We start from the raw sequence: 21,618 nt of genomic DNA, 5'->3' as shown, positions 1-21,618 counted from the left end.
CTTTCGTCAGGAAATGATAATGAACAGTAAGACTTGTAACGCTAAAGCAGGCCGTTTCAATCGCCTCAGGAAGGCCTTTGAGGCCAATCAATCATGCAGCCTCCTTTACAGACGTTCCGAATAAAACTCGAATATTGCGTCAGCGAGAATGTCGAGTCGGTCGTTTAATATTGGACGAACCTCTTCAAACCTTGCTCTGTTGAGAACGAATGGCACGGCACGATGCGTGAGCGTTACGTTGCTCTCGTTCCAGTCCCAAAACAGAAATTCTTCGCGCTGGATTCGCGCCGACAACGAATAATCATTCAAACCCAATGACAATCGCCCTTGGCTGTCATATTGCGCGGGTGCAATCGCAAACTCCTTGCCTCGCAGGCTTTCTTTGGACAATGACCAAAGGGCTGATGTATTAGCGAGTAGGGCGGCAAACATATCTCTTGTATCTTTTGCCATTTGACTGTTAACACCAGAAATCATATTCAAATAAGCCTGGCTTAGCTGGCCGGAGAAATCGCTGTAATATTTCTCGATGACCCTTTCGTCTTCGTACTCCCAGCCCATAGACCAAAGCGTGATGGCAAACAGGGAGAACCAACCCTGGGAGTCTGTTTGACGATCGCGCTCCTGACTCGCATACCACTGCGCATACCGCACGCTGGCGTTGACGTCTCGTTTGTCCTGACGTGACATGCCTTTTGCCGTGCTGATCAAGTTACCCCCCAACAATGATCCGGCGGCCCCTGACGAATTCAGTGTCACAATTCTTTGAATTGTCTTTGTCTTCTTTACCGAAAAGTCACGTTCGAATGTTTCGGAATATGCCGACAAGTCCAGGCATTGTGTTTTCTTGAACTCCATAGTTAACTCCTTTTAAACCATTGGATAAGTTTTGTGGGAGCGTTCAGGCTATACAATTTTGAAATCACTATCCAGTACTTGGAATGGCCAACTTAACACACTCTATTACTTGCCTTCGCTGCTGGTCGGGCGCCAATCGTGTCCCCTGTACTTTGGCGATAGGGCGCGGAATGCTCAAGGTATATGTATTCAATTGGGTTGGAGTGCGTCTGTTTTATGAGGCTTATTGTGGGTTGTTGTAACTGGGTTGTCTTGAGTGAGTTACATTTTGGTTTTTTTAGGGTGTTGAAAGACTTTGCTTGATGCGATAATTTTTATCGGGTGGTCTGGTTTAGGCTGCTTACTTATTTAAATTAAACGGATTTAGAAATGAATAATATGAATGAAATTGAGTTAAATGCCTATTTTGATCAGTGCCTTGAACAATGCCAGGCTAAACTAAAACTGCTTGGCCCAAAAATCCAGCCGCGTTCGGCAGGCTTGGCAGTGGAGTTACCAATTGATCGGGATGAATTGAATGCCGCGATCATGGGCAGCGGTATCGTTGGCTTTTTGGAGGGGATGACAAGACGCAACAAGCGCATCGTAAAAAATACATACGCTTACGCTGATATTGCTTCAAGGGTTTTGTTTCCAGGTAAAACAGAGAAAGTTGCCCGCTACGAATGTTTCAAAAAACTGCTGTTCGCCATGGGCTGGACCGAGTATCAAAGTGCCTTTACTTACTACAAGTCCTCTACCTCAAAGTTGACGATGGATAACGTAGCACTGGATATTGTTTACTCCGCTATCGGTAGCGTGGCGGGGTCCGCTGGAAGTGCGTTGAAAATCGTAGCGGAAAAAACCATTGAGGCGCTAAAAAAACAACCCGATGCGGTAAAACTTTTCGAGCGTCATGCAATTAATGCCAACGGCGCAAATTTTGGTGTTTCCGTTTGCAAGCAAGATGATGAAGGTGAAGTCACGATGGCCGTAGGCACTGTGCACTACGACACATCGGCCAACAATACAAAAGTTATTTTTGTCGAATGGAACAGTTCTGATGTCGAGATCTATCGAGGCAAAGCACACTTTACCATTCACGAAGAGGACTTGAGGAAAGAAGCTGAGAGCATCAAGTTCCTCGACGCTCTCAGAGAAGCTATTTTCATGGAGTTTTCGCCGGTTTAAATTATTTCGGTTGCCAGAGGCTTCACGCCTCTGGCTTCTGGTTCTCGCTGCCGTTATGGCACCAGATAACCCTTCACCCCTGTGAAAATGATCTGCGCCGCCAACGCACACACGAACAACCCCATCAACCGACTGACAATCTGTAATCCCTGATCACCCAGAATCCGCTCGATACGGTTCGACAGATACAACACCACCCCGACCGTGAAGCTGGCCAGCGCGATACTGAGAATGGCCGTGAGTTTGTCGTCCCAGTGCGGCTGGCTCACGCCCATCACCAGCAAGGCGCCGATGGTTCCGGGGCCGACTGTCAGCGGAATGGTCAGCGGGACGATGGTCACGTCTTGTTGCACATTGTCGGTCTGCACCACCGACTTGCCTTGGGCCATGCCCAGCGCCGAGATGAACAGCACACTGCCGGCACCGATACGGAATGCATCCACGGTAATGCCGAACACGTCAAAGATCACCCGCCCGAACAGGTACAGCAAGACGCTGGAAACCAGTGTGGCTATCGCCACTTTCCAGGCCAGACGACGTTGTTCCTTGCGCGAATAGCCGCGGGTCAGGCTGATGAAACAGGACAACACGAAGAACGGGCTGTAGAGCACCAGCATCTTCAGGTAAACGCTGAACAACACGTGGAGCATGGGACAAGCTCACTGGCGAGGGAAGTCGAGGGGGGAGTCTATCAGGCGCTATGGAGTCTGTCGGCTCAGGAGGTCTGAACCGCTGCCCGGTTTTGCTGATCACGCTGGGCAACCCAATGCTCGATCAGGTCGCGCAACTGCGACAGCTCGACCGGTTTGGCCATGTGCCCATCCATGCCGGCCTGACGCGCGCGCTCTTTATGCTCGGCGAGGATATGTGCGGTCAAGGCCACCACGGGGGTGCGAATCCGCTGGTTACCGACTTCCCAAGCACGCAGTTGCTGGGTGGCGGAGAAGCCGTCGAGGATTGGCATTTCACAGTCCATCAGCACCAGGTCATAGCGCTGGGCCTTCATCGCCACCAGGGCTTCTTCGCCATTGCTGGCGGTATCCGGTTGCAGATTAAGTTTGCCCAGCATGCCGCGTATGACCTTGGTCGAAATGCTGTTGTCTTCGGCCACCAGAATGCGGAAATCGCTGGGCACCTTGACTGGAAGAGTAGGGCCGGTGGGCAGAAGCTGTGAAACGGACAGGCCTTTATTGCGCTGATTCAGCTCGTCCGCCAACGTGGTCTTGAGGGTATAGCCGGCCACCGGTTTGGCGAGAATGCGCTTGATCCCGGAATTACGCGCGATGATCTTGCTCGGGGCATTGCTGATGCCGGTGAGCATGATCAGCAGAATGTCATGGTTCAGGCTCGGGTCTTCCTTGATCTTGGCGGCCAGTTGCATGCCGGTCATGCCGGGCATGTTCTGGTCCAGCAGGACCACGTCGAAGTAATCGCGCAGGTGAGCCTTGGTGCGCAGCAACGCCAGGGCCTCCTTGCCGGATGGCACGGCGCTGACATTCAGGCCCCAGGCGCTGCACTGCTGCACCAACACCTTGCGACAGGTGTCGTTGTCGTCCACGACCAGAACGCGTGCGCCTTGCAGCGGGCTGTCCAGGTCCGAGGTCGGATGTTCGAGACGGTCCGGGTCCAGTGGCAGGGTCAGCCACAAAGTGCTGCCCTGGTTGGCGCCGCTCTTGATGCCGAATTCACCCTGCATCAAACGGATCAGCTGACGGGCAATCACCAATCCTAGATTGCCCCCCAGGCTGGTGGCCGAGAGGAAGTGCTTGCTGTGCAGTTCGGCATGCATCAACGCGTCGCGTTCTTCCGCTACCATGGGCTGGCCGCTGTCCTGCACGGCGATGCGCAGCCGCGGTTTGGCGCTACGTTCATCCAGAGCGACGACGATCAGGATCTCGCCTTCGTCGGTTTTCTTCAGGGCGTTTTCCAGCAGGCTCAACAGGGTCTGGCGCAGGCGCGTCGGATCTCCGCTGATGACGCGTGGTACCTGCGGCTGAATAAAACTGATCAGCTCTACGTTCTGCTGTTCGGCCTTGGCGCGGAAGATGCTCAGGCAGTCTTCGATCAGGGCGTTGAGGTCGAACTGCACGTCGTCCAGTTCGATCTGCCCGGACTCGAGTTTGGAGATGTCGAGAATTTCGTTGATCAGTGTCAGCAGCTCGTTGCCGGCGCTGTGGATGGTCTGCACATAGTCGCGCTGCTTGACCGACAGCGGTGTGCCCAGCAGGAGTTCGGTCATGCCCAGCACGCCATTCATCGGGGTGCGGATTTCGTGGCTGATCTTCGCCAGAAACTCGGCTTTGGCGTTGATCTCGGCATTGCTGGCGGCCAGATCGCGACTGACGCTGAAACGGTCTTCGGTAATGCTTCGCTGTCGCTCGCCCAGGGCAACACTCATCAACAGGCCACTGATGCAAATGAACACCAGAAGAATAATGATCAGGCCTTGCGGAGCGACAAGGGTCAGCCCTTGCAGTGCCGGCAGGATGATCAATGTGCCGAGGTTGAATACCACCATGGCCGCCACAAACAGGCGCGCCGGGCGATAACCTTTTTGCCAGTGATGGGCACTGACGAACAACATGCTCAGACCGGCCAGAGCAACCAGCCCATACGTGATCAGGTTCAGTGGCAGTGTGTTGACGAACAGCAACAGCAGGCCGCAGACCATGATGAACAGGATGTCCCCCAGCAGCAGCTTGTTCAGCGGGTGAGGGCCGAGCGGGGCGAAGAAACGGTAGGCGAACATCAGACCGCAAGGCGCGGTCATCAGCAAGGCGAGGTAGGCACCGGGTGTCTGCACGGCGGACCAGTTCGGCAGCCATGGCCGGGCCAGGTTCAGTAGCAACACCAGGCTGAGCATCAGCAGCCCTTCGCATGCTGCCAGCCAGAGGCTGCTGCGCGAGCGGCTGTAGATGTAACGGGTCAGGTTATGCAGGATCAGCATCCCGAGGCAGCCAAAGAGCAAGCCGTAGATCAGCGTCTGGTACTGAGTGGCCGCGGTCATGACCGCCGATTGCAGGGTGATGTAAGGCCGAAACTGGTGTTCGGAAACCAGCCGCAGGTAGACATCGAGGGTTTTGTCGCTTTGTGGCAGCGGCAACATGAAGTCGCTGCTGGGGAGGGGGCGCTTAGCCTGGAGCTGCCCGGTACCGGTATTCAATTGATCGATCAACTGGTCGCCGTCGAGCACATACAGATTGAGGAGCGACAAGTCTGGTGCGAACACTCGCAGCAACTGTTCATGCTTGCCGGGCGCGAGCCTGAAACGCAGCCATAGCGCGCCATCGGGCGCAGCCGCGGTGAGGCTGTCGAGTTCAATGGGGCTGAATTGATTGGTGTAGCGGCTGGAGCGGATGTCGCTCAGCTGAAGATCGCCCTGTTCGTCGAGCAATACTGCCCAGCCACTGCCTTGCGCGGCCTGGGCCGGGAGCATGCAGAGCAAGGTCAGCAGAGTGACGGTGAAGCCTATGGCAATCCTGAGCCAGCGCACGGCGAAATCCCTTCGTAGGTTAATGCCAGAGTATAACTATGCGCGGCGCCGGAATAGTCAGGCAAGGGCCGCAAGCCCTTGCCTGGCCGAATGGATGACTTATTCCTGATTTTCGCCACGCTCGCGGGCAATGGCGCGGTAGCCAATGTCCTTGCGATAGAAGCAGCCTTCCCAGTCGATTTTAGCCGCCAGTTTGTAAGCCTGCTGCTGGGCTGCATCGACGCTGGTGCCCATGGCGGTAGCGCACAGCACTCGACCACCGGCGGTCACCACTTGACCGTCCTTGAGCGCAGTACCGGCGTGGAAGACTTTGCCTTCCAGTGCCGCGGCTGCATCCAGGCCGTTGATGGCGATGCCTTTGGCGTAGTCACCCGGATAACCGCCAGCGGCCAATACAATGCCGACGCTCGGACGTGGATCCCATTGCGCTTCGACCTTGTCCAGCGCTTGCGCCAAAGCTGCTTCGACCAGCAACACCAGGCTCGACTGCAAACGCAGCATTACCGGTTGGGTCTCAGGATCGCCGAAGCGGCAGTTGAACTCGATAACTTTTGGGTTACCAGCCTTGTCGATCATCAGGCCGGCATAGAGGAAACCGGTGTAAATGTTGCCTTCCTCGGCCATACCGCGCACGGTTGGCCAGATCACCAGGTCCATGACCCGCTGATGGACTTCGGCTGTGACGACCGGAGCCGGGGAGTAAGCACCCATGCCTCCGGTGTTCGGGCCGGTATCGCCGTCGCCGACGCGTTTGTGGTCCTGGCTGGTGGCCATCGGCAATACGTTCTTGCCGTCGACCATGACGATGAAACTGGCTTCTTCGCCGTCCAGGAACTCTTCGATCACCACGCGGGAACCGGCGTCGCCAAACGCGTTGCCGGCGAGCATGTCGCGCACTGCGTCTTCGGCTTCGCTCAAGGTCATGGCCACGATTACGCCTTTACCGGCGGCCAGGCCATCGGCCTTGATTACGATCGGTGCGCCTTTTTCACGCAGGTAAGCCAGGGCCGGCTCGATCTCGGTGAAGTTCTGGTAGTCGGCGGTCGGGATCTTGTGACGAGCCAGGAAGTCTTTGGTGAAGGCTTTCGAACCTTCCAGTTGCGCGGCCCCCGCCGTTGGGCCGAAGCAATCCAGGCCACGGGAGCGGAACAGGTCGACGACACCGGCGACCAGCGGCACTTCCGGGCCGACGATGGTCAGGGAAACGTTCTTCTCGGCAAAATCAGCCAGTTGCTCAAGCGCCAGCACGTCGATAGCGACGTTCTCGCACTTGGCTTCAATGGCCGTGCCGGCGTTGCCCGGGGCAACGAAAACTTTCTGCACACGCGGATCCTGAGCCACTTTCCAGGCCAGGGCGTGTTCACGGCCACCGCTGCCAATGATCAAAACATTCATTTCAAAAAACCTCGGATGACGCTAATTCTGTGGGGGGCTGATCGTTCCCACGCTCTGCGTGGGAATGCCTCTACGGACGCTCTGCGTCCGAGGGACGCGGAGCGTCCCGGGCTGCGTGCCCACGCAGAGCGTGGGTACGATCAAGCAAAAAATCAGTGACGGAAGTGGCGCATGCCCGTAAAGACCATGGCGATGCCGGCTTCATCAGCAGCAGCAATCACTTCGTTATCACGCATCGAGCCACCTGGCTGGATCACCGCAGTGATACCGACCTTGGCCGCATTGTCCAGACCATCGCGGAATGGGAAAAAGGCGTCGGAGGCCATCACCGAGCCTGCTACCTGCAACCCGGCGTGTTCGGCCTTGATCGCGGCGATACGCGCGGAGTTCACGCGGCTCATCTGGCCGGCGCCAACACCGATGGTCTGACGGTTCTTGGCGTAGACGATCGCATTGGACTTGACGTACTTGGCGACTTTCCAGGCGAAGATCAGGTCATTGATTTCCTGTTCGGTCGGGGCGCGCTTGGTCACGACTTTCAGGTCTTCGCTGCCGATCATGCCGATGTCGCGGCTCTGCACCAGCAAACCGCCATTGACGCGTTTGTAGTCCCAGGCCGGAGCGCGATCAGCCGACCACTCGCCACAGGCCAGCAGGCGTACGTTGGCTTTTGCAGCGACGATGGCGCGAGCTTCTTCACTGACGGACGGGGCGATGATCACTTCGACGAACTGACGCTCGACGATGGCCTTGGCGGTTTCAGCATCCAGTTCGCGGTTGAACGCGATGATGCCGCCGAACGCCGACTCGGTATCAGTGGCGTAGGCCAGTTCATAGGCCTGACGGATGCCGCCTTCTGCGTCCGGGCTTACGGCCACACCGCATGGGTTGGCGTGCTTGACGATCACGCAGGCCGGTTTGACGAAGCTCTTCACGCATTCCAGTGCGGCATCGGTGTCGGCCACGTTGTTGAACGACAGCTCTTTGCCTTGCAGTTGGGTCGCGGTGGCGATGCCGACTTCGGCAGGCTTGGCTTCAACGTAGAACGCCGCGCTCTGGTGCGGGTTCTCGCCGTAGCGCATTTCCTGAGCCTTGATGAACTGGCTGTTGAAGGTGCGCGGGAATTCACTGCGACCTTCAGTGCTGAGGGTTTCAGCCGCCTGGTTCACGGTACCCATGTAGTTGGCGATCATGCCGTCATAGGCGGCGGTGTGCTCGAAGGCCTTGAGCATCAGGTCGAAACGCTGAGCGTAGGTCAGGCCGCCGGCCTTGAGGCTTTCCAGGACGTTGGCGTAATCGCTGGCATTCACCACAATGGCCACGTCTTTGTGGTTCTTGGCTGCCGAACGGACCATGGTCGGACCGCCGATGTCGATGTTCTCGATGGCGGTCGGCAGGTCGCAGCCTGGCTTGTTGATCGTGGCTTCGAACGGGTACAGGTTGACCGCAACCAGATCGATCGGCTTGATGCCGTGCTCGTTCATGATGGCGTCGTCGATACCGCGACGACCGAGGATCCCGCCGTGGATTTTCGGGTGCAGGGTTTTCACCCGACCGTCCATCATTTCTGCGAAACCGGTGTAATCCGCGACTTCCACTGCGGCAACGCCGTTGTCGCGCAGCAGCTTGAACGTCCCGCCGGTGGAGAGGATCTCGACGCCCAGGGCTTCGAGTTCCTTGGCGAATTCAAGGATCCCGGTCTTGTCGGAAACGCTGATCAAGGCGCGGCGGATCGGCAGGCGGGTAGTCTGGTCGGTCATTTCAATTTCCATCAAAAGCAAAGGAGTCAGCAAAAAAGGCGACCGGTTTTACGCGGGCGCCTTTCTGGTTTGATTGAATGCTTACAGCAAGTCGTACTGCTTGAGTTTCTTGCGCAGGGTGCCCCGGTTCAACCCGAGCAACTCACTGGCTTTGGTCTGGTTGCCCTTGACGTAGTTCATCACGCATTCGAGCAGGGGAGCCTCGACTTCGGAGAGCACCAGGTTGTACACATCCGTGACGGCAGCGCCCTCAAGGTGGGCGAAATAATTGTGCAGCGCCTTCTCGACACTCCCGCGAAGGGTCTGACCTTCTTCGCTCGGCGTGTTGAGGTGCTGTTTCAAATTCACGTTGTCGCTCACGGGTGTTGTTCCACTCACTAAAGTCTCGGTCATCATCGTCATGCAGCCACCCCTTCTCCGTCCCCTGTCAGGCTCTTGTAGCGTTCGGCGAAGAAGGCCCGAACGTAGGCGCATTGTGCTTCCGTATCTTCCAAACGATTGAAGTGGGCGCGGAACTCCCTGGCGCCCGGCAAGGTTGCGAGATACCAGCCCACATGCTTGCGAGCTATGCGCACGCCCATGACGTCGCCATAGAAGGCATGCAGCGCGGCCAGATGCTCAAGCAGAATACGTTCCACCTCGATCAGCTCCGGTGCCGGGAGTTTTTCGCCGGTACGCAGATAATGGTCGATTTCACGAAAAATCCATGGCTGCCCCTGGGCAGCCCGCCCCACCAACAGGCCATCGGCACCGGTCGCGTCGAGCACGTACCGGGCCTTCTCGGGTGAATCGATATCGCCATTGGCGAAGACCGGAATCGACACTGCCTGCTTGATCGCGGCAATGGTGTCGTACTCCGCTTCACCGGTATACAGATCGGCACGGGTGCGGCCATGTACTGCCAACGCCGTAATGCCTGCCTGTTCGGCGATCTTCGCCACGGTCAGGCCGTTCTTGTTCGCCCGGTCCCAGCCGGTGCGGATCTTCAGGGTGACCGGCACATCGACCGCAGCCACCACGGCCTGCAGGATCTCGGTCACCAATGCTTCATCTTTCAACAGGGCGGAGCCGGCGGCCTTGTTGCAGACCTTCTTCGCCGGACAGCCCATGTTGATATCAATAATCTGTGCGCCCAGTTCGACATTGGCCCGGGCTGCATCCGCCAGCATTTGCGCATCTCCGCCGGCGATCTGTACCGAGCGGGGCTCGGGATCACCTTCGTGGATCATGCGCATCCGCGATTTGCGGGTGTTCCACAAGCTCATGTCGCTGGTGACCATTTCCGAGACTACAAGGCCCGCGCCCAGTCGCTTGCACAGCTGACGAAAGGGCTGATCGGTGACACCCGCCATGGGGGCGAGAATCAAGCCGTTGTGCAATGTATATGGACCGATGCGTACCGCCGACATAGGACTTCCCTGTTGTGGGGCCGGATCATGAGAGTTCGAAAAAGGGTTGGCATGATACCCGCTCTCGATGACTGGATAAAGGCTGAATTGAACAAAATCTGAACAGTTATTCTGTTATCGCCAGCGGTTTGGTTTGAACGGGCAAAGTCAGAAAACTGCCGTCAAGCCTGTAACGGTGAACCGTTTCACTCGGGGGAATGGAAGCTCAGGCTGTAGTTCACCGCTTTGGAGCCTGGATCGAGAATGTCCAGAGCGATGTGGATCGGCGTTTGCGGCGGCATTTCCGCCAGGCCTTCGAGGTCGCCGCTGAGGTACTCACCGGGTTTGAAGCGACGGCTGGCGATCAGGTGGCCGTTGAGGTCGGCAAAACGTAGCTCCAGCAGCGGGAAGGGCTGGGAGAAGGGCGCACGGTTGTAGATGATGGCATCGACCACCAGGGCGCCGTTGAAGTCCGGGTGGCTGCGGACCACCAGGTTGCTGCTTTTGACTTTCGCGATGTCGACCTTGGACGGCACGGTGCAGCCGATCTGCGGGCACAGTTGCTGGAACCACGGACGGTACTGGTCCTGGCGTGCCAGTTCGTCGAAGTGGTAGGCGACATATTGGCCAGCGAGGCCGGCGGCGCCGAGCAGGATCAGCAGCAGCCAGAAAAAGCGCCGGCCCCAGGGGGAGCGACGTTTTTGCCAGTCCAGTTGCAACGGGTCGTCACTCAGGTCCTCCAGCACTTCCGCGCGCAGTGCCGGTCCGCTGCGTTCGCGTCGCTTGCGCAAGGGTTCGGCCGAGGGCAAGTCGTCATCGACTTCATCGGGAGTCGCCGACAGGCTGCCAAAGGGGATCGGGGCGTCGAGCGGGTCGTGCAGGCGCAGATGTTGTATCTCGGGCTCGTCGTCCAGGTCCGCGGGTTCCAGCGACAGCGAAGGCTCGGTGCGCGAGTGTTTGCTCGGCTCGATCGTCGGTTCTGGCGTGGGCGCGTCTGCGGTTTGTGCGCGATCGGCGGCCGATTCACTGTAGAGGCTGTCGGACCAGGGCTCCTGATCGTGCTCGGTGGTATCGCGGCGAGCGCTGAGGCTGTCTTCGCGGGGCCGAATGAATTCCGTTGTTGGCTGGATTTCCCGCTGTTCAAGCCGGGCGAGCTCTTCATCCAGATCCAGGCTGTCCAGATCCATTTCCGCAGCGGTCCATTGCTTTTGGCTGATGGCTCGCTGCACGGGTGGTTCGACGGGCGCCGATGCAACCGGTTTGACCGTCTCCTTGTCGGCCCGCTGCTCGAGTAACTGCTTGGCGGCGTTGAACACTTGCAAGCACGAGCCGCAACGAACCACTCCACGGGCCACGCTCAACTGAGCATGGCTGACGCGGAAGCTGGTTTGGCAATGCGGGCACTGGGTGACGAAGCTGTCGGTCATGCGGCAATCCGGTTTATGCAGGCGCTCATTCTAGCGCCGACGGCCAGTAATGCGTACCCAGCCGTCGCGATTGGCAATCGGGTCCAGATCGAAGTCCTGAGCGTAGGCAGCGGCGACTTCTTCACCTTGTTCGGCGAGGATGCCCGACAGCGCCAAGCGACCGCCCGGCGTGACCAGGCTGGAGAGTTGCGGCGCCAGCGAAACCAGCGGGCCGGCAAGAATGTTGGCCACCAGCACGTCGGCCTGAACCTGTGGCAGGTCTTGCGGCAGATACAGCGGGAAGAGTTCGTCGGCAATGTTGTTGCGACCGGCATTGTCGCGGGACGCTTCCAGCGCCTGCACATCGATGTCGGTGCCGACGGCTTGCTTGGCGCCCAGCAACAGGGCGGCAATCGCCAGAATCCCCGAACCGCAACCGAAGTCGAGCACGTTGCAATCCTTCAGGTCCTGACCGTCGAGCCATTCCAGGCACAGCGCGGTGGTCGGGTGAGTGCCGGTGCCGAACGCCAGGCCCGGGTCCAGCAACAGGTTCACCGCGTCCGGCTCAGGCGCGGCGTGCCAGCTCGGGACGATCCACAGGCGCTGACCGAAGCGCATCGGCTGGAAACCGTCCATCCAGCTGCGTTCCCAGTCCTGGTCTTCGATCACTTCGCTGTGATGCTCGGGCAGCGGGCTGCCGGTCAGCAACTCGAGGTGGGCCAGTACGCTGGCGGCTTCGGTGCCACCTTCGAACAAGGCCAGCAGATGCGTGTGCGACCACAGCGGGGTGGTATTGAGTTCCGGTTCGAAAATCGGCTGATCTTCGGCGTCCATGAAAGTCACCGACACGGCGCCCACTTCAAGGAACGCGTCTTCGTAGGTTTCGGCTTGTTCTGGGCTGATGGCGAGACGGACTTGCAGCCAAGGCATGGCGGGCACCTTTGAAAAATATAGATTGCAGCCTAGCGGGCTGCGAGAAGCGCGCAAGTTTACGCGAGCGCGAAGGTTTTGTGGGAGTCCACTGTACCTGTGGGAGCGGGCTTGCTCGCGAAAGCGGTCTGTCAGTCACATCAATGTTGGATGTGCCGCCGCCTTCGCGAGCAAGCCCGCTCCCACAGGGGACGAGTGTGTTGCTTGATGAAATCTCCAGAAACAACAAAGCCGCTCGAAAGCGGCTTTGTTGGTATGGATCACAGCTTAATGCTTTTCGCCAGCCAGCTTGTGCTCGAGGTAGTGAATGTTCACGCCCCCTTTGCAGAAACCAGCATCACGGACCAGATCGCGGTGCAGCGGGATGTTGGTCTTGATCCCGTCGACAACGATTTCGTCCAGCGCATTGCGCATGCGCGCCATGGCTTCGTCACGGGTTGCGCCGTAGGTGATCAGCTTGCCGATCAACGAATCGTAGTTCGGCGGAACGGCATAGCCACTGTACAGGTGCGAATCGACGCGAACGCCGTTGCCGCCTGGCGCGTGGAAATGCTTGACCGTGCCTGGGCTAGGCATGAAGGTTTTCGGGTCTTCGGCGTTGATCCGGCATTCCAGCGCGTGACCGCGGATAACGACGTCATCCTGGGTGTACGACAACTTATTGCCAGCGGCGATGCTGAGCATCTCCTTGACGATGTCGATGCCGGTGACCATTTCCGAAACCGGGTGTTCTACCTGGACACGAGTGTTCATCTCGATGAAGTAGAAGTGGCCGTTTTCGTACAGGAACTCGAAGGTGCCAGCGCCACGATAGCCAATGTCGATACAAGCCCTGACACAGCGTGCGAGGACTTCCTCGCGCGCGTTCTCGTCGATGCCCGGTGCCGGCGCTTCTTCGAGAACCTTCTGGTGACGACGCTGCAGCGAGCAATCGCGGTCGCCCAAATGGATGGCGTGGCCCTGACCATCGGAAAGCACCTGAACTTCCACGTGACGTGGGTTAGTCAGGAATTTTTCCAGGTAGACCATCGGGTTGCCGAACGCTGCGCCCGCTTCGGAACGGGTCAGTTTCGCCGAGGCGATCAGGTCTTCTTCCTTGTGAACCACGCGCATGCCGCGACCACCGCCGCCGCCAGCGGCTTTGATGATCACCGGGTAACCGACTTCGCGACCGATGCGCAGAGCGGTTTCTTCGTCTTCAGGCAGTGGGCCGTCGGAACCCGGAACGGTTGGAACGCCAGCGGCGATCATGGCGTGCTTGGCCGATACCTTGTCGCCCATCAGGCGAATGGTTTCGGCTTTCGGGCCAATGAACGCGAAGCCGGAGTTCTCGACCTGTTCGGCAAAGTCGGCGTTTTCCGCAAGGAAGCCGTAGCCTGGGTGGATGGCGGTAGCGCCAGTCACTTCAGCGGCGGCGATGATGGCCGGAATGTGCAGGTAAGAGTGCGCGGCCGAGGCCGGACCGATGCAGACGGATTCGTCTGCCAGACCCAGGTGCATCAGCTCTTTGTCGGCCTTGGAGTAAACGGCGACAGTCTTGATGCCCATCTCTTTGCAGGCACGCAGAATCCGCAGGGCAATCTCACCGCGGTTGGCGATCAGAACTTTTTCCAACTTCGCAGTCATCAAAGTTTCTCCGCGGTTCAAACGATGGTGAACAGCGGTTGGTCGTACTCAACCGGCTGGCCGTCTTCAACGAGGATGGATTCGATCACACCGCTGGCTTCAGCTTCGATGTGGTTCATCATCTTCATGGCTTCGACGATGCACAGAGTGTCGCCTTTCTTCACGGTCTGGCCGACTTCAACGAAGGACGGCGAGGACGGCGAAGATTTGCGATAGAAAGTACCGACCATCGGCGAACGGGCAACGTTGCCGTTCAGCACCGGCGCAGCCGGAGCTGCAGGAGCAGCGGCGGCAACCGGAGCAGCAGCGACAGGCGCAGGTGCCGGAGCATGCATAGGAGCGGGAGCGTAGTACTGCTGAGCCGGCGTCTTGCTGTGACGGCTGATGCGTACGGACTCTTCGCCTTCCTTGATCTCGAGCTCGTCGATACCGGACTCTTCCAGCAATTCGATCAGTTTCTTAACTTTACGGATATCCATGAATCATCAACTCCCAAGGGTCGGTCAGGGGCGTTTAACGCTTGTTGTTCAAGTCGTTGCCTGTCTTTCAAGCTGCTCTAGTGCGGCCTCCAGGGCCAGTCGATAACCGCTGGCGCCAAGGCCGCAGATCACTCCCACCGCAACGTCGGAGAAGTAGGAGTGATGGCGGAAAGGTTCGCGTTTGTGCACGTTAGACAAATGCACTTCGATGAATGGGATGCTCACTGCCAGCAGCGCGTCACGTAATGCGACACTTGTATGCGTAAAAGCTGCTGGATTGATCAGAATGAAGTCCACACCTTCGCCGCGAGCAGCGTGGATGCGATCGATCAATTCGTACTCGGCATTGCTTTGCAGGTAGAGCAAATGGTGGCCGGCATTGCGCGCCCGCTGTTCCAGATCCTGATTGATCTGCGCCAGCGTCGTTGCACCGTAGACGCCCGGTTCCCGGGTGCCGAGCAGGTTCAGGTTGGGGCCGTGTAAAACCAATAGGGTCGCCATCTGCTGCTCCTTTGTCATCTGTGTGCAAATTGTCAGAACCCGGCGACTATGCCGCAAAGCCTTTGTGACTGTCCAGTTCTATGCAATAGCCAGCACGATGGCCGATGTTTACGCGAAATATGTGACCGGGTGATTAAATCCGGTCATTTGCTTTCGCAACACGTTCGGCGAAGTTTTTTGCATTGATCTCGCCGATCACCCGCACATCGGCACGTTCGACGCCATCTTTGCCAAAAAACATCAGCGCCGGGGGGCCGAACAGCTTGTAGCGATCGAGCAGGGCCCGTTGTTCGGCGTTGCTGACGGTGATGTCGAAACGGATCAATCGATAGCCTTTGAGTCGTTCGAGGACATTGGCATCGTTGAGAACTTCGTGTTCGATGACTTTGCAGCTGATGCACCAATCGGCGTACCAGTCGAGTAGCAGCGGCGTGCCGGAGGATTTGGCTTCGGCGAGCACGCGGTCCAGTTCGGCGGGAGTGGTGATGGTTTGCCAGTTGCCGGCGATTTGCGGTTGACCGTTGCCCGCGACAATGCGCGGTTGGCCAATGGGGTTGAGCGGATCAGTCTGGCCACTGAATGCGCCATACCAACAGACCAGGGCATAAAACAGCAGAAGCATCCCGAGCAATTGCCCGAGGCGTTTTCTCGGTGGTTTATAGACGAATTCCAGCGCGCCCATAAACAGCCCGACGCCACCGGCGAGCAAGCCGATGAGCAACAAGGTGATCTGGCCCGGCAATACCCGGCTGAGCAAAGCGATCGCCAGCCCCAGCAGCAGCACCCCGATCGCGTTTTTCACGTAGATCAGCCATGGTCCGCTTTTCGGCAGCCAGGCCGCGCCGCCAGTTGCCACCAGCAACAGCGGCGCACCCATGCCCAAGCCGAGCATGAACAGTTTCAATCCGCCGCCCAGAGCATCGCCGCTGGCGCTGATGTACAGCAGCGCACCGGCCAGTGGTGCCGATACACATGGCGAAACCAGCAGGCTCGACACCACGCCCAGCACAGCCGCGCCCCACAGTGAGCCGCCTTCGGTGCGCCCGGCAATCCGGTCCAGGCGGCTGCTGATGGCGTAGGGCAGTTTCAGTTCGAAGACGCCAAACATGGCCAGGGCAAACACCGCGAAAAACATCGCGAACGGCACCAGCACCCAGGCCGACTGCAACCGCGCCTGAAGATTGAGCTGTGCGCCGAACATTCCCATCAACGCACCGAGCAGGGCGAAACAAACGGCCATCGGCAGCACATAAGCCAGAGACAGATTGAAGCCGCGCAAACCACCGACCTGCCCGCGCAGGACCACCCCGGAGAGGATCGGCAGCATCGGCAGCACGCAGGGAGTGAAGGTCAGGCCAACACCCGCGAGGAAAAACAGCGCCAGTTCGCGCCAGCTCCAGGATGTGGTCGCGGCGCCGCTGCCATCAATACTCAGGCGTTCGGTCTCGGGCGGGTAACACAGGCCTTTGTCGGCACAGCCCTGATAGGTCACGACCAGCGTAAAGGCGCGGGAATCGGTGCGCGGCAGGTCTATATCGAGAATGCCGTGGTAAACCTCGACATCGCCGAAGTACTCATCGTGCTTTTGTTCGCCCTTGGGCAGTTGCGCTGCGCCGAGGCCAATGTCGGCCGGGTCGGCGCGAAACTGGAAGCGATGGCGATAGAGGTAATAACCCTCGGTGGCGACGAAGCGCAACTTGATCGATTGCGGCGTGCTTTCTACCAGGCTCAACTGAAAGGCTTCGCGCACCGGCAGGAAGTCTGCGCTGTTGTTGATCGAACCCAGGGTGGAACTGGGCCGACTGTCCAGCAACCCGGCGGCAGAGGCCGGCAGGGCGAGCACTAAAAACAGCAGGCAGAGCAAACGGCGCATGACAATCTCGCGTATCGAAAGTGTGGGCATGATAGCGGACAGTGGCGGGGTGTGCAGGGCGGGGTATCTTGCGGTGGTTGTTCTGACGTCATCGCGGGCAAGCCCGCTCCCACAAGGACAGCGCATACCCAGTGGGAGCGGGTTTGCCCGCGATGGCGGTTTGTCAGACGCGGAAGGCCTGAACGGCTGTATATAGACCGCCCCGCGCTACCGGATCTTGACGGTTTTTCTGGTCGCTCCGGTGGGCAGCGTCGAGCTTACTTTGTTGATTGATCGCTGGAGTGGTTGCACAAGTTGACTGTTACAGGGGTGTAATGGGTGCTGTTGGTATGCCGAAACAGCGTGCTGCTGTGATACTCGTAGACTTCCTGGTTGGTCGCTACATTGATGACCGAGCCTTGGACATTGACCTTTATGGCTGGATCTCGGGTGACGAGAAACGGACCGGCAGTCTTGAGTTCAGACGCTATTTGTTCGTCGGATGTCAGTTCGCGATAGACATAGTATCGATAGCTGAATGGCACTGTTGCTCCACCTCGATCATCCTTGACACCGTAGATGAAGCCATTTTCGCCAAGGGGTAGTTTGAGTACTACATCGGTCAGCACCGGGGTGCTGGAAGACATAAGCCATGTCCAGCCGATGTAAACCAGGCATACGGCTAGCAGGCAAGAGGTGATGATTGTGTATGCGGTTTTATGGAAGGCAACTGCCATGTTTTCCTCCACAGATACGCCTGGGGGCGAAGATGGAACTATCACGGAGCACTCCTGTTGCGCGCACGATTAATTGAAGCGCGAAACCCTAGCATCAAAACGGCGACTAAAAACCATCGCATGGCTAAATAAGAGTTTTCATACAACAACTTAGGTAGCAATAGTCCTGCGCGTCAGTTGCGCTCGGTAGCTCTTAGACGCGGAAGGCCTGAACGGCTGTATGCAGCCGCCCGCCCAGCACCAACAAATTCTCCCCTTGCTCACGCCCCGCGCCGATGCGCAGCAAGTTATCCCCACCCAATTGATGAATCCGCTCACTGTGATCGCGGATTTCGCTGACAGCGCCGCTCTGTTGGGCGGTGACATCGGCGATGCGCACGGCGGTGTCGGAAATGGTCTGGATCGCCCCGACGATTTTATCCAGCGCACCGTCAGCCGCCTGGGCCTGATTGGCCGTGGCTTCGGCATGTTCGACCTGAGTGCGCATGCCTTCGACCGATTGCCGCGCGGCGATTTGCAGGCCGGCGATCAGCGTCTGGATCTCGGCCGTGGCCCCGGCGGTGCGTTGCGCCAGTGAGCGAACCTCTTCGGCAACTACCGCAAACCCTCGGCCCATTTCTCCGGCGCGGGCCGCTTCGATGGCGGCGTTCAGGGCCAGCAGGTTGGTCTGGTCGGCAATCGAGCGGATCACCGTCAGTACACCGCCGATGGTCGCCGACTCCTCGGCCAGATGTTCGATCATCTGCGCGTTGCCTTGCACTTCACCTACCAGCGCATGCAGCCCGGTGAGGCTCAGTCCGATCACTTTCTGACCGTGTTCTACCGCCAGTCCTGCATGACGACTGGCATCGGCTGCCTGGCTGGCGTCACCGGCGACTTGCTGAATCGTCGCCTCGAGTTCCCCGAGAGAGTCGCGGATCAACGCGGTGTCACCGGCCTGATGCTCCGCGCCGCTGTGCAGGTCGTTGCTCAATTCGGCTAACGTTCGGCTGCTGCCGGCGACTTGCTCGGAGTTGAGGCGAATGGTGCCTACCAGATCGACCAGATAGGCGCGCAAGCGATTGAGTGAGGCTTGAATGTCATGCAGTTCGCGGTTGGTCGCGCCCAGTTGAATGTCGCGGCTGAAGTCACCTTCGGCCCAGGTCGACAGCGCAGGGGCGAGGTTGGTCAGGGTTCGGGCCAGGCGTCGCTGCAAGGTGTCGATGAGCAATGCGATCAGCAGGATCAGCCCGATCATCACCCCTTGCATCAACCGCACTTCGCTCTGGATCTGCCCGTGCTGGGCACGCACCACCGGTTCCAGGCCGGCGATGGACTGTTGTACGGCGGCGATTTTCAAGTGCGTCGCGGTGCTGAGGTCGGCGCGTTTCTGGATCTGTTCGCGAGTGCGCGCCAGTTCCGAAGGGTAGCGGGTGAGCAGGCTGTTGAGTTCACGCTTGAGGCCGACACCGGCATCTTCGGCGACGGTTTTCTCGGTGTTCTCCAGCCCCATCATCGCGGCGAAATCATCGGTGTTCGATTCACTGCTGGCGGTCACCCCCAGCAGCGGCAAGGTGTCCAGTTGTTCAGCTTGAGCGCGGATGTTGGCGACCTCGCGCTCGACATCGGCGGCCAGTTCGCTACGACCACTGCTGACCAGTTTGTCCCGGGCCAGGGACAGTTTGCCCAAATGTTGGGAGGCAACGAGCAAGGGCGTCAGGTACGCCGCATTACCGCTGGCGTATTGGCTGAGCTGATGGAGGCTGGCACCGAGTTCGCGTTCGGCTTGCAGTAGCAGCGCTTGAGGGTCGCCGGCGAGTTTGCCGGCGGCCAGCAGGTCGGTTTTGCTGAACTCAGCCAGGTTCGACAGGCTCGGACGCAAGGTGTCGGCCAATGCCGGTGGCAACCCACCGAGTTCCTTTTGCAAGGTGTCGATGGCCTGGCGGGCGCTGCTCAGGCGCAGGGCATCGCCGCTGGCCAGGTAATCTTCGACGTTGCGCGCCACTTCATTTTGAAATTGCTGAGACAGTCCCAGATAACGCTCCATCAATAGATAGGGGCGTTCCAGAGCTTTTTGCGACCACCAGAGCGTGACGCCAAGGGCCACGCACACGGCGACCAAAAGGAGGGTATTGAGATTGGTCAACAGCTTCAGGCGCATCAGGTCTACCAACGGCAGAATGGTAAGTGCCTGAAGTTATTGCGTTTCTATTACAGAGTTATGACCGAATCGGTCGATTCCGATGAAAAAGTGGCACTTTGCTTTGATTCCCGCGCGGCTTGTACGCGGTTACGTCCGGCGTTCTTCGCACGATACAGCGCCTCGTCAGCCTGGCTGGCCATCAACAGGCTGTCAGAGTCTTCGCGCCATTCGACGACGCCGGCGCTGAAGGTGCACCAAAGGTCCTGGGGCTGAGCCGGGTAGTGAATTTCGGCAAAGCGCTGACGGATTTCATCGAGCACCTTGTAGGCCGATTCGACATCAGTGTCCGGCATGACGATGGCGAACTCTTCACCGCCGTAGCGACCGATGAAATCGGTCTTGCGCAACCGTTGCTTGAGAAACAGCGCCAGGCTCTTGATCACCCGGTCGCCCATGGGATGGCCGTGACTGTCGTTGACCCGTTTGAAATGGTCGATGTCGAGCATCGCAAAGCTCAGCGGCTTGTTTTCGCGTCGGGCGCGGAACGAACAGTCTTCAAGCAATTGCAGAATGTGGGTGTGGTTGTACAAACCGGTCAGGCTGTCGCGCACCATCCGCGCCTTCAGATTGCGTGCCCGTGCCGCACGGTTGCGCACGGTGGTGATCAGGTGCCGTGGCTTGATCGGCTTGGTCAGGAAGTCGTCGCCGCCCTCACTCATGGCATCGAGCTGCTTGTCCAGGTCGTCTTCGGCCGACAGATAAATGATCGGCACGCTGACATAGCGGTCGTTGTGCCGGATCACCTTGGCCAGTTCAGTGCCGGTGCAGGCGGGCATGTACATGTCGAGGATGATCAGGTCCGGCTGGAAGTCCGCCAGTTCGGCCATGGCCTGGATCGGTTCGATCAAGGTCCGCGTGACGATCCCGGCGCTGTTGAGCAGGCGTTCGGTGTGCAAGGCCTGGGCGCGGGAGTCATCGATGATCAGCACTTTATAAGGTTCGTACTGGGCGACGCAGGTCAGGACTTCGATTTTTTCCAGCAGGCTTGAAGCTTCGAGAGTGCCGGTGAGAAATTCCTGGCCACCGGCGCGCACGGCGGCGAGGCGGGTCGGGGTATCGGTTTCGTGCAGGCTGAAAAACAACAGCGGCAAAGGCTGATCGAGGCCTTCCTGGGCTTCGGCCGCCAGTTTCAGACCGATGCCGGCGCCACTAAAATCGACGTCCATGACAATCGCCGCCGGCAACCGCTCGACCATCGAGGAGCGGAATGCGGCGACAGTGTCGAGGGATTGAGCGCTGAGCCCGAAGAATTCAAGTTGCTTGGCCAGCCGCTCGGCCCGGTCGTGATCCTGCAGCATCACGTAAATCGGTTTGCGCAGCGGCGGCAGAAAGGTGTGTTCGAGCTGGTCGCCATGGCGCAGGCCGGTGCGGGACAGGCGCTGCATCAGGCGATTGAGGTCAGTGATCAGTCCGCTGCTCAGACGTCCGCGGTTGGCGTCCACCGCGTCCAGCGACTGGCCGATGTGACGCGCCAACTGAGTATGTTCCGGTTGTTCGAAACGTTCGGCAAAGCGCAACAGGCGCAGATTGGCCTCACTCAGTTCCGACAAGTCGGTGGTGGACCATTCGTTGCGTTGCAGGCGTTGCCATATCTCAAGAATCTGACGTGCCTGATGAATTACCCGCTGGGCAAAGTGGTGCTTGAGGCGCTCACGGCTGGGGTCTTCTGGCTCGGTCATATCCTGACTACTAGTTAGGGTGCATGCTGAGATCGACTGGTGGCTCTATGCTAGCACCTCTTTTCGATTGCATGAGTGTCGCATGTCAATAATCTGCAAAGCGACTTCATTCAGTTTCTGACCGACTGGTCGCATAGGCTCAACGCTGTGCTTCATTTATAG

16 protein-coding genes and 1 pseudogene are annotated in these 21,618 nt (G+C 58.6%); 1 reads left to right on the top strand and 16 read right to left on the bottom strand.

What is annotated here, in order from left to right; all coding sequences use genetic code 11:
- Nucleotides 1–105 precede the first annotated feature (105 nt).
- A complete protein-coding gene (locus AB4O41_RS13670) occupies nucleotides 106–858 on the bottom strand; it encodes a hypothetical protein (RefSeq protein WP_460148093.1) in 753 nt (250 codons plus the stop codon).
- A 369-nt stretch (nucleotides 859–1,227) separates the two neighbouring features.
- Here AB4O41_RS13670 and AB4O41_RS13665 point away from each other — a divergent pair, with 369 nt between their 5' ends.
- On the top strand, nucleotides 1,228–2,028 hold the full coding sequence (locus AB4O41_RS13665) for a hypothetical protein (protein ID WP_460148091.1): 801 nt from the start codon (nucleotides 1,228–1,230) through the stop codon (nucleotides 2,026–2,028).
- A gap of 53 nt (nucleotides 2,029–2,081) precedes the next feature.
- Here AB4O41_RS13665 and AB4O41_RS13660 read toward each other — a convergent pair whose 3' ends face one another.
- The 15 genes and pseudogenes from AB4O41_RS13660 to gcbA all read right to left on the bottom strand — a co-directional run bounded on the left by AB4O41_RS13660 (nucleotide 2,082) and on the right by gcbA (nucleotide 21,456).
- Complete coding sequence (locus AB4O41_RS13660) at nucleotides 2,082–2,678, bottom strand: MarC family protein (RefSeq protein ID WP_019582263.1); 597 nt, start codon at nucleotides 2,676–2,678, stop codon at nucleotides 2,082–2,084.
- A gap of 65 nt (nucleotides 2,679–2,743) precedes the next feature.
- Nucleotides 2,744–5,521 carry a hybrid sensor histidine kinase/response regulator gene (locus AB4O41_RS13655; RefSeq protein WP_460148090.1) on the bottom strand — a complete coding sequence of 926 codons (2,778 nt, stop codon included), beginning with the start codon at nucleotides 5,519–5,521 and terminating at the stop codon, nucleotides 2,744–2,746.
- Between the two features lie 99 nt (nucleotides 5,522–5,620).
- Complete coding sequence (gene purD, locus AB4O41_RS13650; RefSeq protein WP_460148089.1) at nucleotides 5,621–6,916, bottom strand: phosphoribosylamine--glycine ligase; 1,296 nt, start codon at nucleotides 6,914–6,916, stop codon at nucleotides 5,621–5,623.
- Nucleotides 6,917–7,068: 152 nt separating this feature from the next.
- Complete coding sequence (gene purH, locus AB4O41_RS13645; RefSeq protein ID WP_315866549.1) at nucleotides 7,069–8,676, bottom strand: bifunctional phosphoribosylaminoimidazolecarboxamide formyltransferase/IMP cyclohydrolase; 1,608 nt, start codon at nucleotides 8,674–8,676, stop codon at nucleotides 7,069–7,071.
- Between the two features lie 81 nt (nucleotides 8,677–8,757).
- Nucleotides 8,758–9,078 carry a DNA-binding transcriptional regulator Fis gene (gene fis, locus AB4O41_RS13640; RefSeq protein WP_007907419.1) on the bottom strand — a complete coding sequence of 107 codons (321 nt, stop codon included), beginning with the start codon at nucleotides 9,076–9,078 and terminating at the stop codon, nucleotides 8,758–8,760.
- A complete protein-coding gene (gene dusB, locus AB4O41_RS13635) occupies nucleotides 9,075–10,085 on the bottom strand; it encodes a tRNA dihydrouridine synthase DusB (protein ID WP_007907421.1) in 1,011 nt (336 codons plus the stop codon). Before dusB ends, fis begins: the two co-directional genes overlap by 4 nt.
- Before the next feature lie 185 nt (nucleotides 10,086–10,270).
- Nucleotides 10,271–11,491, bottom strand: coding sequence for a DUF3426 domain-containing protein (locus AB4O41_RS13630; RefSeq protein ID WP_460148088.1), 1,221 nt, complete (start codon nucleotides 11,489–11,491; stop codon nucleotides 10,271–10,273).
- Nucleotides 11,492–11,521: 30 nt separating this feature from the next.
- Entirely contained in the window at nucleotides 11,522–12,400 is an 879-nt protein-coding gene (prmA, locus tag AB4O41_RS13625; RefSeq protein WP_460148087.1) for a 50S ribosomal protein L11 methyltransferase, read from the bottom strand.
- A gap of 267 nt (nucleotides 12,401–12,667) precedes the next feature.
- Nucleotides 12,668–14,026: an acetyl-CoA carboxylase biotin carboxylase subunit gene (gene accC / locus AB4O41_RS13620; protein WP_258619748.1), complete on the bottom strand. Its 1,359-nt coding sequence runs from the start codon at nucleotides 14,024–14,026 to the stop codon at nucleotides 12,668–12,670.
- A 17-nt stretch (nucleotides 14,027–14,043) separates the two neighbouring features.
- Nucleotides 14,044–14,505 carry an acetyl-CoA carboxylase biotin carboxyl carrier protein gene (gene accB, locus AB4O41_RS13615; RefSeq protein ID WP_038978781.1) on the bottom strand — a complete coding sequence of 154 codons (462 nt, stop codon included), beginning with the start codon at nucleotides 14,503–14,505 and terminating at the stop codon, nucleotides 14,044–14,046.
- Between the two features lie 48 nt (nucleotides 14,506–14,553).
- Nucleotides 14,554–15,006 (bottom strand): type II 3-dehydroquinate dehydratase, encoded by a 453-nt coding sequence (aroQ, locus tag AB4O41_RS13610; RefSeq protein WP_258619761.1) that lies wholly within the window; start codon nucleotides 15,004–15,006, stop codon nucleotides 14,554–14,556.
- A gap of 133 nt (nucleotides 15,007–15,139) precedes the next feature.
- Nucleotides 15,140–16,879: a protein-disulfide reductase DsbD gene (locus AB4O41_RS13605; RefSeq protein WP_460148085.1), complete on the bottom strand. Its 1,740-nt coding sequence runs from the start codon at nucleotides 16,877–16,879 to the stop codon at nucleotides 15,140–15,142.
- A 257-nt stretch (nucleotides 16,880–17,136) separates the two neighbouring features.
- Entirely contained in the window at nucleotides 17,137–17,595 is a 459-nt protein-coding gene (locus tag AB4O41_RS13600) for a hypothetical protein (RefSeq protein ID WP_460148084.1), read from the bottom strand.
- 193 nt (nucleotides 17,596–17,788) lie between these two features.
- Nucleotides 17,789–18,295 (bottom strand): annotated as a pseudogene (locus tag AB4O41_RS13595) (methyl-accepting chemotaxis protein); the annotation flags it as partial.
- Between the two features lie 1,490 nt (nucleotides 18,296–19,785).
- On the bottom strand, nucleotides 19,786–21,456 hold the full coding sequence (gene gcbA / locus AB4O41_RS13590) for a diguanylate cyclase GcbA (RefSeq protein ID WP_460148083.1): 1,671 nt from the start codon (nucleotides 21,454–21,456) through the stop codon (nucleotides 19,786–19,788).
- Between the last annotated feature and the right edge of the window lie 162 nt (nucleotides 21,457–21,618).

This window comes from Pseudomonas sp. S2_A02 (assembly GCF_054668495.1).
This window is presented reverse-complemented; position numbering and strand designations above follow the sequence as displayed.

Bases quoted from the DNA above. Each gene is read 5' to 3' on its own strand.
- prmA (WP_460148087.1), bottom strand. From the start codon at position 12,400: ATGCCTTGGCTGCAAGTCCGTCTCGCCATCAGCCCAGAACAAGCCGAA.
- AB4O41_RS13600 (WP_460148084.1), bottom strand. From the start codon at position 17,595: ATGGCAGTTGCCTTCCATAAAACCGCATACACAATCATCACCTCTTGC.
- AB4O41_RS13665 (WP_460148091.1), top strand. From the start codon at position 1,228: ATGAATAATATGAATGAAATTGAGTTAAATGCCTATTTTGATCAGTGC.
- fis (WP_007907419.1), bottom strand. From the start codon at position 9,078: ATGACGATGATGACCGAGACTTTAGTGAGTGGAACAACACCCGTGAGC.
- AB4O41_RS13630 (WP_460148088.1), bottom strand. From the start codon at position 11,491: ATGACCGACAGCTTCGTCACCCAGTGCCCGCATTGCCAAACCAGCTTC.
- purH (WP_315866549.1), bottom strand. From the start codon at position 8,676: ATGACCGACCAGACTACCCGCCTGCCGATCCGCCGCGCCTTGATCAGC.
- dusB (WP_007907421.1), bottom strand. From the start codon at position 10,085: ATGTCGGCGGTACGCATCGGTCCATATACATTGCACAACGGCTTGATT.
- accC (WP_258619748.1), bottom strand. From the start codon at position 14,026: ATGACTGCGAAGTTGGAAAAAGTTCTGATCGCCAACCGCGGTGAGATT.
- AB4O41_RS13670 (WP_460148093.1), bottom strand. From the start codon at position 858: ATGGAGTTCAAGAAAACACAATGCCTGGACTTGTCGGCATATTCCGAA.
- gcbA (WP_460148083.1), bottom strand. From the start codon at position 21,456: ATGACCGAGCCAGAAGACCCCAGCCGTGAGCGCCTCAAGCACCACTTT.
- aroQ (WP_258619761.1), bottom strand. From the start codon at position 15,006: ATGGCGACCCTATTGGTTTTACACGGCCCCAACCTGAACCTGCTCGGC.
- AB4O41_RS13605 (WP_460148085.1), bottom strand. From the start codon at position 16,879: ATGCGCCGTTTGCTCTGCCTGCTGTTTTTAGTGCTCGCCCTGCCGGCC.
- purD (WP_460148089.1), bottom strand. From the start codon at position 6,916: ATGAATGTTTTGATCATTGGCAGCGGTGGCCGTGAACACGCCCTGGCC.
- AB4O41_RS13660 (WP_019582263.1), bottom strand. From the start codon at position 2,678: ATGCTCCACGTGTTGTTCAGCGTTTACCTGAAGATGCTGGTGCTCTAC.
- accB (WP_038978781.1), bottom strand. From the start codon at position 14,505: ATGGATATCCGTAAAGTTAAGAAACTGATCGAATTGCTGGAAGAGTCC.